The following is a 7665-nucleotide window of genomic DNA, read 5'->3' on the forward strand; positions in this document are numbered from 1 at the left end:
TAATAACAAAAAGAGACCGACTCATGAAGTACGAACCTTTTGCCAAATCGCTGATTGCGACCTCATTGGCGCTCAGCTGCCTGATGGCCCATGCGGCCTCTGTCGCTCCGGTCGCCGCCGAAAACGGCATGGTGGTCACCGCCCAGCACCTGGCCAGCCATGTGGGTGTGGATGTACTGAAGAACGGTGGCAACGCGGTCGACGCCGCTGTGGCGGTGGGTTATGCGCTGGCGGTGGTGTATCCCGCGGCGGGTAACCTGGGTGGCGGCGGTTTCATGACCATCCAGCTGGCCGATGGGCGCAAGACGTTCCTCGACTTCCGGGAAAAAGCCCCGCTGGCCGCCACCGCCGACATGTACCTGGACAAGGCGGGCAACGTCGTCCCCGACTTGAGTACCCGCGGTCACCTGGCCGTTGGCGTGCCGGGCACTGTGTCCGGCATGGAACTGGCGCTTTCAAAATATGGCACCAAACCGCGCAAGGAAGTGATCGCCCCGGCCATCAAGCTCGCCGAGGACGGTTTCGTGCTGGAGCAGGGTGACGTCGAGTTGCTGGAGTACGCCACCGACGTGTTCAAGAAGGACATCAAGGATTCCGGCGCGATCTTCCTGAGTAATGGCGAGCCGATGCAGGTCGGGCAGAAACTGGTGCAGAAAGATCTCGGCAAGACCCTGCGGGAAATCTCCGAGAAAGGCGCCGACGGCTTCTACAAAGGCTGGGTGGCCGACGCCATCGTCACCTCCAGCCAAGCCAACAAGGGCATCATCACCCAGGCCGACCTCGACAAGTACAAGACCCGCGAACTGGCGCCCATCGAGTGCGATTATCGCGGCTACCACGTGGTCTCGGCACCGCCACCGAGCTCCGGCGGCGTGGTGATCTGCCAGATCATGAACATCCTCGAAGGCTATCCGATGAAGGACCTGGGCTACCACTCCGCCCAGGGCATGCATTACCAGATCGAAGCGATGCGCCACGCCTATGTGGACCGTAACAGCTACCTGGGCGACCCGGACTTCGTAAAAAATCCGATCGCGCATTTGCTCGACAAGAACTACGCGACCAAGCTGCGCGAAGCGATCAGTCCGCAGAAGGCCGGGGTGTCCAAGGACCTCAAGCCTGGCGTAGCGCCCCATGAAGGCAGCAACACTACCCATTACTCCATCGTCGACAAATGGGGCAACGCAGTGTCGGTGACCTACACCCTCAATGATTGGTTCGGCGCCGGGGTCATGGCGAGCAAGACGGGGGTCATCCTCAACGACGAAATGGACGACTTCACTTCGAAAATCGGCGTGCCCAATATGTACGGCCTGGTGCAGGGTGAGGCCAACGCCATCGCCCCTGGCAAGGCGCCGCTGTCGTCCATGAGCCCGACCATCGTCACCAAGGACGGCAAGGTAGTGATGGTGGTCGGCACCCCCGGCGGTAGTCGTATCATCACCGCGACCTTGCTGACCATGCTCAACGTCATCGACTACGGCATGAACATCCAGGAAGCGGTGGATGCGCCGCGTTTCCATCAGCAATGGCTGCCGGAGGAAACCAACCTGGAAGCCTTCACCACCAGCCCGGACACGGTGAAGATCCTCGAAAGCTGGGGCCACAAGTTTGCCGGTCCCCAGGATGCCAACCACCTGGCGGCGATCCTGGTGGGCGCGCCGTCGCTGGAGGGCAAGCCGGTGGGCAAGAACCGCTTCTATGGGGCCAATGATCCGCGGCGTAACACCGGGTTGTCGCTGGGTTACTGAGGCTTGTGTTTAGAGGGGGACGGACTTATGTTCGTCCCTGATCCACTGACTTCTTCAAGGACGGAACCATGACCACTGCACTGCTGATCATCGATGTACAGCAAGCCTTGTGCGCAGGCGAGTACGAGTGTTTTCAGATCTCGCGTGTCATCACCACCATCAACGATCTTTCGGCCCGGGCGCGAAAGGCCGGCGTGCCGGTGGTCTTCATCCAGCACGAGGAAAAGGGCAGCCCCTTTGCCCATGAAGCGGCGGGCTGGCAGTTGGCCGAAGGGCTGGAAGCGTCACCAAAGGATGCGCGCGTACGCAAGACCACCCCGGATTCGTTCTACCAGACCAACCTGCAGAAGCTGTTGCCGATCGATGACTTCGAGCGCCTGGTCATCTGCGGGCTGCAAACCGATTATTGCGTCAACGCCACCGTGCGCCAGGCACTGAAACTGGGCTACGACGTGGTGCTGGCGGCGGACGCCCACTCCACGGTCGACAACGGCAACCTCAGCGCCGAAGACATCATTGCCGAGCACAACAAGGACCTGGCGCACCTGACCGGTTCCGTTGCCCGAATCGACGTGGTCCCGGCCAAGGCCATCCATTTCTGACCCACCGCATCTCCCCCCTGCGGACCCGGACGTCGGCAGGGGTTATGCCGGTTGCCGAAATCCCAATACCTGAATAAGATACATCCGCAATAACGGGGGCCGGTCAAGCCGTGCTCCCGCGCAAAGCATTCTTTCCAACCGACACACAACGCTCTACTTCAGCAGGGGGCAGCCTTTCATGGATGTTCTCGCAGCGATCGACCTGTACCTCTACACGTGGCTGGTTGCGCCTGTCAGCAAGCGGTTCCTGGGACTCTTCGACCTCAATGGTCGTCTCTGCGTGGCCTTTCTTTTCACCTCCTACGCCGCGGCCTACGGCCTGTTCCGTTGGCGCAGATCCCGCGGCCTGACCGACGCACCCACCTTCTGGACGTTCATCGGCGGCAACCGCGTGCACTTTCATCCGTCGGCGCTGCTCGATTACCGCTACTACTTTGTGCGCGCGATTCTCAAAGTCCTGCTGGTGGTGCCCATCGTTGGCCTGGTCGATCCGTACGTGCTGCGTTCCGGTGACTACATCCGCTTCTTCACTCAACTGTGGGGCGCACGGGTGCAGGTCGAGGAGCACCTGGCGCTGTCCCTGCTGTATGGATTGGGCGTATTCCTGCTGCAGGACTTCATCCATTACTGGGCCCACCGTGCTTACCACTCGCGCTACCTGTGGGCGTTTCACAAAGTCCATCATTCGGCGACGGTGCTGGTGCCGGCGACGGCGAGCCGGGTGCATTTCCTCGAGAAGGTGGTCGAGCGGTTGATCGACCTGATATTCATCAGCGCCTTTGCCGGAGTCTTCTGGTACGCCTGCGGCGGGGAGATCAGCCGTTACACGCTGTTCGGCGTGACCTACATGGTGTTCATCCTCAACGCCCTGGCAGCCAATCTGCGCCACAGCCATGTCTGGCTGTCCTTCGGGCCGCGGGTCGAACACGTGCTGAACAGCCCGGCGCAGCACCAGGTTCACCACAGCGACGCACCGCGGCACTTCAACAAGAACTTCGGAGTCAACCTGTCACTCTGGGACTGGATGTTCGGCACGCTCTACGTCACCCATGCGCAACCTGAGGCCATTCGCTTTGGTACCGGCGAAGCGGATCATGGCCGTTACCTGAGTCTCTACAGCCTGATCGTCACGCCCTTTGTCGACACGCTGGGCAAGATCCGCCTGGCCAGGCGCCCGCTGCGGGTCAGCGCGATGGCAGGCCCCAGCGCTCGCGCAACTGCTCGTATTGCGCCTCGGGCAACTGCACCAGTAGCGGAGACTGGCGCGGGTCCAGCCAGCTGAACAGGCGAGCGATATCCGCCGGGTCCATCGCGGTGCAACCCCGGGTCGGTGCCGTGGGGCCACGCCAGATATGGAAGAAAATGCACGAGCCGGCGCCGGGGGATGCCGGGGTGTTGTGCTGGATAAAAATGCCCTGGCGATACAAGTCATCACTGCGGCGCATGCGTTCTGAGCTGTCCCAGTCTTTCGCCACCACGGAGCCGTCGACCAGTTCGTTGTAACGAGTGGACTGGCTGTCATCCACGCATTCGATGGTCGTGGTCAATGCGAGGTAGGGCAGGCGAGTGGCCGCTGAAGCGTCGTAGCCAAAAGCGCTGCCCAGTTTGAAGATGCCGGCTGGGGCCTTTCCATCGCCTTCCTGTTTCACCGGCCCTTGAAATTGCCGAGTGTCGAGCAGTCCCTTGCCCCAGCCCATGCCGTGTTTGCCGAGGACGACCGCAAACGGCGCTTCGACTTTTTCGAAGGTGCTGCCGTGCCGTTCATAGCGCTGGGCAATGCCCTTGATGTCGTCCCAGTTCTTGCTGGTGACCACAATCAATTGAGCACTGCCGTCGAGCCCTTGCGCCAGCGCGGCACAGGGCAGCAGGATCAACCCGACGCAGATCGTGCAAAGACGGTTCATGGTGCCAGCGGGGTGATGGGGAAGTTCATGACGGTCTTCAACGATGCATCGCGGGTATAAGTGAAGTGCCACCACTCGGCGGAGTAACCGCTGAACCCCTCCTGCTCCATGGCGCGGGTCAGCCGTTGGCGATTTTCCATGGCCGTTGTGTTGATCGACGTCGAATCGGTATGGGCGCGCTCATCGAAGCAATCAAAACCGGTGCCCATGTCGACCGCGCCGTCATGCCAACGCTGATCGTAAGGCGCCGTGCAATCGACAGGCGCGGCTGAGGGCGTCCAGGTGTCTGGGGGCAGGGCGCCCGGCCCCGTCATGCTGAGGTCGACGGTGCCGCCCCTGGAATGATTGGACACCCGTGCCACATAGCCCAGGCGCCAGAAGTCCTGTTTCTCCACCCGTGGATAGAATTCGGCCTTGCGCGGGTCGCCCGGTTCCGTGGCGAAGCGGCCCATGTCCGCGACCGCGCGGCTGGGGCGATAGCAATCGAACACCTTCAAGCCATAGCCTTGCGCTTGCAGCGCCGTTTGCACCCGGCCGAGGGCCTCCGCGGCCTCCCGGGACAACAGGCACTCGGCGGCTTCGTAACCGTCGAGCGGGTGCCCGGTGAAGTTGTGGGCGCTGGCGTAGCGGATGTCTTGTTCGATGCCCGGAGCGATGGTGCGCAAATACACCATGTGTTCGGGCCTGGGCTCGGCGCTGGCGACCGCCGACAGGGCAAGACTGAGGAATGGGAGCAATGTTCGAACGGCAAATGTCATAGGGCCGGGCCTGCGCAAGTGCATGAGAAGTCACTTCATCATGGCTTGAAACCGGCGGTACCTCCATGAAGTTGTTGATCGGCATGATAAGACGAGCGCACCAGCGGCCCTGACGCCACGTTCTTGAAGCCCATCCTGGCGCCTTCCTCGGCGAACCAGGCAAACACGTCCGGGTGGACGAAGCGCTGGACCGGCAAGTGGCTGCGCGACGGTTGCAGGTACTGGCCGAGGGTGAGCATGTCGACATCGTGCTCGCGCAGGCGCTGCATGACCTCGATCACTTCTTCGTCGGTTTCGCCCAGGCCCAGCATCAGCCCGGATTTGGTGGGGACGTGCGGTACCTGGCGCTTGAAGTTTTGCAGCAGGTCCAGCGACCACTCGAAATCTGAGCCTGGCCGCGCGGCCTTGTATAGGCGTGGCACGGTTTCCAGGTTGTGGTTGAACACATCGGGCGGCTCGAGGGCGGTAATCGCCAGGGCGACGTCCATCCGTCCGCGATAGTCCGGCACCAGCGTTTCCAGCTGAATGCCCGGCGACAGCTTGCGGATCTCGCGCAGGCAGTCGACGAAATGCTGGGCGCCACCGTCGCGCAAATCGTCGCGATCCACCGAGGTGATCACCACATACTTGAGGCGCAGCTCGGCGATGGCCACGGCGAGGTTGCTCGGTTCGTCGACGTCCAGCGGCTTCGGCCGCCCGTGGCCGACATCGCAGAACGGGCAGCGACGGGTGCAGATGTCACCCATGATCATGAAGGTCGCGGTGCCTGCGGAGAAACACTCGCCCAAGTTCGGGCACGAGGCCTCTTCGCAGACACTGTGCAGCTTGTGTTTGCGCAGCAATTGCTTGATCCGGTCGACCTCGGGGGAGGTCGGCATGCGCACCCGGATCCAGTCGGGTTTGCGCGGGAATTCGTCGGTGGGGATGATCTTGACCGGAATCCGCGCGACCTTTTCCGCACCGCGCAGTTTGGTGCCGACTTGCACTTTGTTCATAGGTTTTCCCAGGGACTGTCAGACAAAAACGGACCTGTAGGAGCTGGCTTGCCAGCGAAGACGGCGGCACATTCAACATAGATGTTGATCGTTCGACCGCTTTCGCTGGCAAGCCAGCTCCTACAGGGTTACTGCGGTGTGCTTAGTCGCGGTACACCGGGAAATCGCTGCACATCGCCGCCGCCTGCCGCGCGACCTGGGCCTCGACATCGGCATCGCCAAGATGATCGAGGATGTCGCAGATCCAGCCGGCCAGCTCAATGCTCTGGGCTTCCTTGAACCCGCGGCTGGTAATCGCCGGGGTGCCGATGCGCAGGCCCGAGGTCACGAAAGGCGACTGCGGATCGTTGGGCACGGCGTTTTTGTTCACGGTGATGCCGGCACGGCCGAGGGCGGCGTCGGCGTCCTTGCCGGTCAGGCCCTGGCGGATCAGGCTGACCAGGAACAGGTGGTTGTCGGTGCCACCGGACACCACGTCATAACCGCGTTCGATAAACACCTGCGCCATCGCCTGGGCGTTGCGGATCACCTGCGCCTGATACGTCTTGAACGCCGGCTCCAGCGCTTCCTTGAAGCACACGGCCTTGGCCGCGATCACGTGCATCAGCGGGCCGCCCTGGCCACCGGGGAACACGGCGGCGTTGAGCTTTTTCTCCAGCTCGGGATTAGCCTTGGCCAGGATCAGCCCACCGCGCGGGCCGCGCAGGGTCTTGTGGGTCGTGGTGGTGACCACGTCGGCGTAGGGCAGCGGGTTCGGGTACAAACCGGTGGCCACCAGCCCGGCGACGTGGGCCATGTCGACGAACAGGTAGGCGCCAACCTTGTCGGCGATCTCGCGAAAGCGCGGGAAGTCCAGGGTCTTCGAGTAAGCCGAGAAACCGGCGATGATCATCTTCGGCTGGTGTTCGACGGCGAGGCGTTCGACCTCGTCGTAGTCGATCAAGCCGGTCGCGGTGTCGATGCCGTATTGCACGGCGTTGTAGAGCTTGCCGGAAAAACTCACCTTGGCGCCGTGGGTCAGGTGACCGCCGTGGGCCAGGCTCATGCCCAGCACGGTGTCGCCAGCCTGCAGCAACGCCAGGTAAACCGCGGCGTTGGCCTGGCTGCCGGAGTGTGGCTGGACGTTGGCGTAGTCGGCGCCGAACAATTGTTTGGCGCGGTCGATGGCCAGTTGTTCGACCACGTCGACGTGCTCGCAGCCGCCGTAATAGCGTTTGCCCGGATAGCCTTCGGCGTACTTGTTGGTCAGGCCGCTGCCTTGCGCCTCCATCACCCGTTGGCTGGTGTAGTTCTCCGAGGCGATCAGCTCGATGTGGTGTTCCTGCCGCGCATCCTCGGCGTTCATCGCCGCCAGCAGTTGGTCGTCGTAGCCTTTGATCTGGTCGTGCTTGCTGAACATGGTGAAGGTCCTTTGTTGTTCTCGAAATGGGGAACGCACCCCCTGTAGGAGCTGGCTTGCCAGCGAAGGGGCCATCAAGGCCGCCAGAAGCTTCGCTGGCAAGCCAGCTCCTACAAGGGTTATGCGCAAGGGTTATGCGTCTTGGTAGTCGGCGATGGAGGGGCACGCGCAGATCAGGTTGCGGTCGCCAAACACGTTGTCGACGCGGCCGACGGGCGGCCAGTATTTGCTGTCGATCAAGGTAACCAGCGGATAC

8 protein-coding genes are annotated in these 7665 nt (G+C 62.2%); 3 read left to right on the forward strand and 5 right to left on the reverse strand.

Annotated features, from left to right (window positions below; genetic code table 11):
- The first annotated feature begins 23 nt into the window (after positions 1 to 23).
- The 3 genes from ggt (at position 24) to NQL71_RS04890 (ending at position 3635) form a co-directional block, all read left to right on the forward strand.
- The gene (ggt, locus tag NQL71_RS04880; protein ID WP_077185882.1) at positions 24 to 1751 is read left to right on the forward strand and encodes a gamma-glutamyltransferase; all 1728 of its coding nucleotides are present in this window, start codon (positions 24 to 26) and stop codon (positions 1749 to 1751) included.
- A gap of 68 nt (positions 1752 to 1819) precedes the next feature.
- On the forward strand, positions 1820 to 2353 hold the full coding sequence (locus NQL71_RS04885) for a cysteine hydrolase family protein (protein ID WP_046817194.1): 534 nt from the start codon (positions 1820 to 1822) through the stop codon (positions 2351 to 2353).
- A 178-nt stretch (positions 2354 to 2531) separates the two neighbouring features.
- Entirely contained in the window at positions 2532 to 3635 is a 1104-nt protein-coding gene (locus NQL71_RS04890; RefSeq protein ID WP_274642339.1) for a sterol desaturase family protein, read from the forward strand.
- On the opposite strand, the gene NQL71_RS04895 is transcribed toward NQL71_RS04890, so the two are convergent.
- The 5 genes from NQL71_RS04895 to NQL71_RS36710 all read right to left on the reverse strand — a co-directional run.
- Entirely contained in the window at positions 3538 to 4257 is a 720-nt protein-coding gene (locus NQL71_RS04895; protein WP_077185879.1) for a L,D-transpeptidase family protein, read from the reverse strand. The genes NQL71_RS04890 and NQL71_RS04895 overlap by 98 nt on opposite strands.
- Positions 4254 to 5015: a M15 family metallopeptidase gene (locus NQL71_RS04900; protein ID WP_077185878.1), complete on the reverse strand. Its 762-nt coding sequence runs from the start codon at positions 5013 to 5015 to the stop codon at positions 4254 to 4256. The genes NQL71_RS04895 and NQL71_RS04900 overlap by 4 nt, the downstream gene beginning before the upstream one ends.
- A 38-nt stretch (positions 5016 to 5053) precedes the next feature.
- Complete coding sequence (lipA, locus tag NQL71_RS04905; protein ID WP_046817198.1) at positions 5054 to 6010, reverse strand: lipoyl synthase; 957 nt, start codon at positions 6008 to 6010, stop codon at positions 5054 to 5056.
- 142 nt (positions 6011 to 6152) lie between these two features.
- Positions 6153 to 7409: a serine hydroxymethyltransferase gene (gene glyA / locus NQL71_RS04910; RefSeq protein ID WP_046817199.1), complete on the reverse strand. Its 1257-nt coding sequence runs from the start codon at positions 7407 to 7409 to the stop codon at positions 6153 to 6155.
- A gap of 132 nt (positions 7410 to 7541) precedes the next feature.
- Positions 7542 to 7665, reverse strand: a 124-nt coding sequence (locus NQL71_RS36710) for a hypothetical protein (RefSeq protein WP_425520676.1), incomplete at its 5' end; no start/stop codon positions are given.

Source organism: Pseudomonas serbica (assembly GCF_028823535.1).
Lineage (GTDB): Bacteria > Pseudomonadota > Gammaproteobacteria > Pseudomonadales > Pseudomonadaceae > Aquipseudomonas > Aquipseudomonas serbica.

Coding starts and splice junctions, on each gene's coding strand:
- ggt (WP_077185882.1), top strand. CDS start 24: ATGAAGTACGAACCTTTTGCCAAATCGCTGATTGCGACCTCATTGGCG.
- NQL71_RS04885 (WP_046817194.1), top strand. CDS start 1,820: ATGACCACTGCACTGCTGATCATCGATGTACAGCAAGCCTTGTGCGCA.
- NQL71_RS04890 (WP_274642339.1), top strand. CDS start 2,532: ATGGATGTTCTCGCAGCGATCGACCTGTACCTCTACACGTGGCTGGTT.
- NQL71_RS04895 (WP_077185879.1), bottom strand. CDS start 4,257: ATGAACCGTCTTTGCACGATCTGCGTCGGGTTGATCCTGCTGCCCTGT.
- NQL71_RS04900 (WP_077185878.1), bottom strand. CDS start 5,015: ATGACATTTGCCGTTCGAACATTGCTCCCATTCCTCAGTCTTGCCCTG.
- lipA (WP_046817198.1), bottom strand. CDS start 6,010: ATGAACAAAGTGCAAGTCGGCACCAAACTGCGCGGTGCGGAAAAGGTC.
- glyA (WP_046817199.1), bottom strand. CDS start 7,409: ATGTTCAGCAAGCACGACCAGATCAAAGGCTACGACGACCAACTGCTG.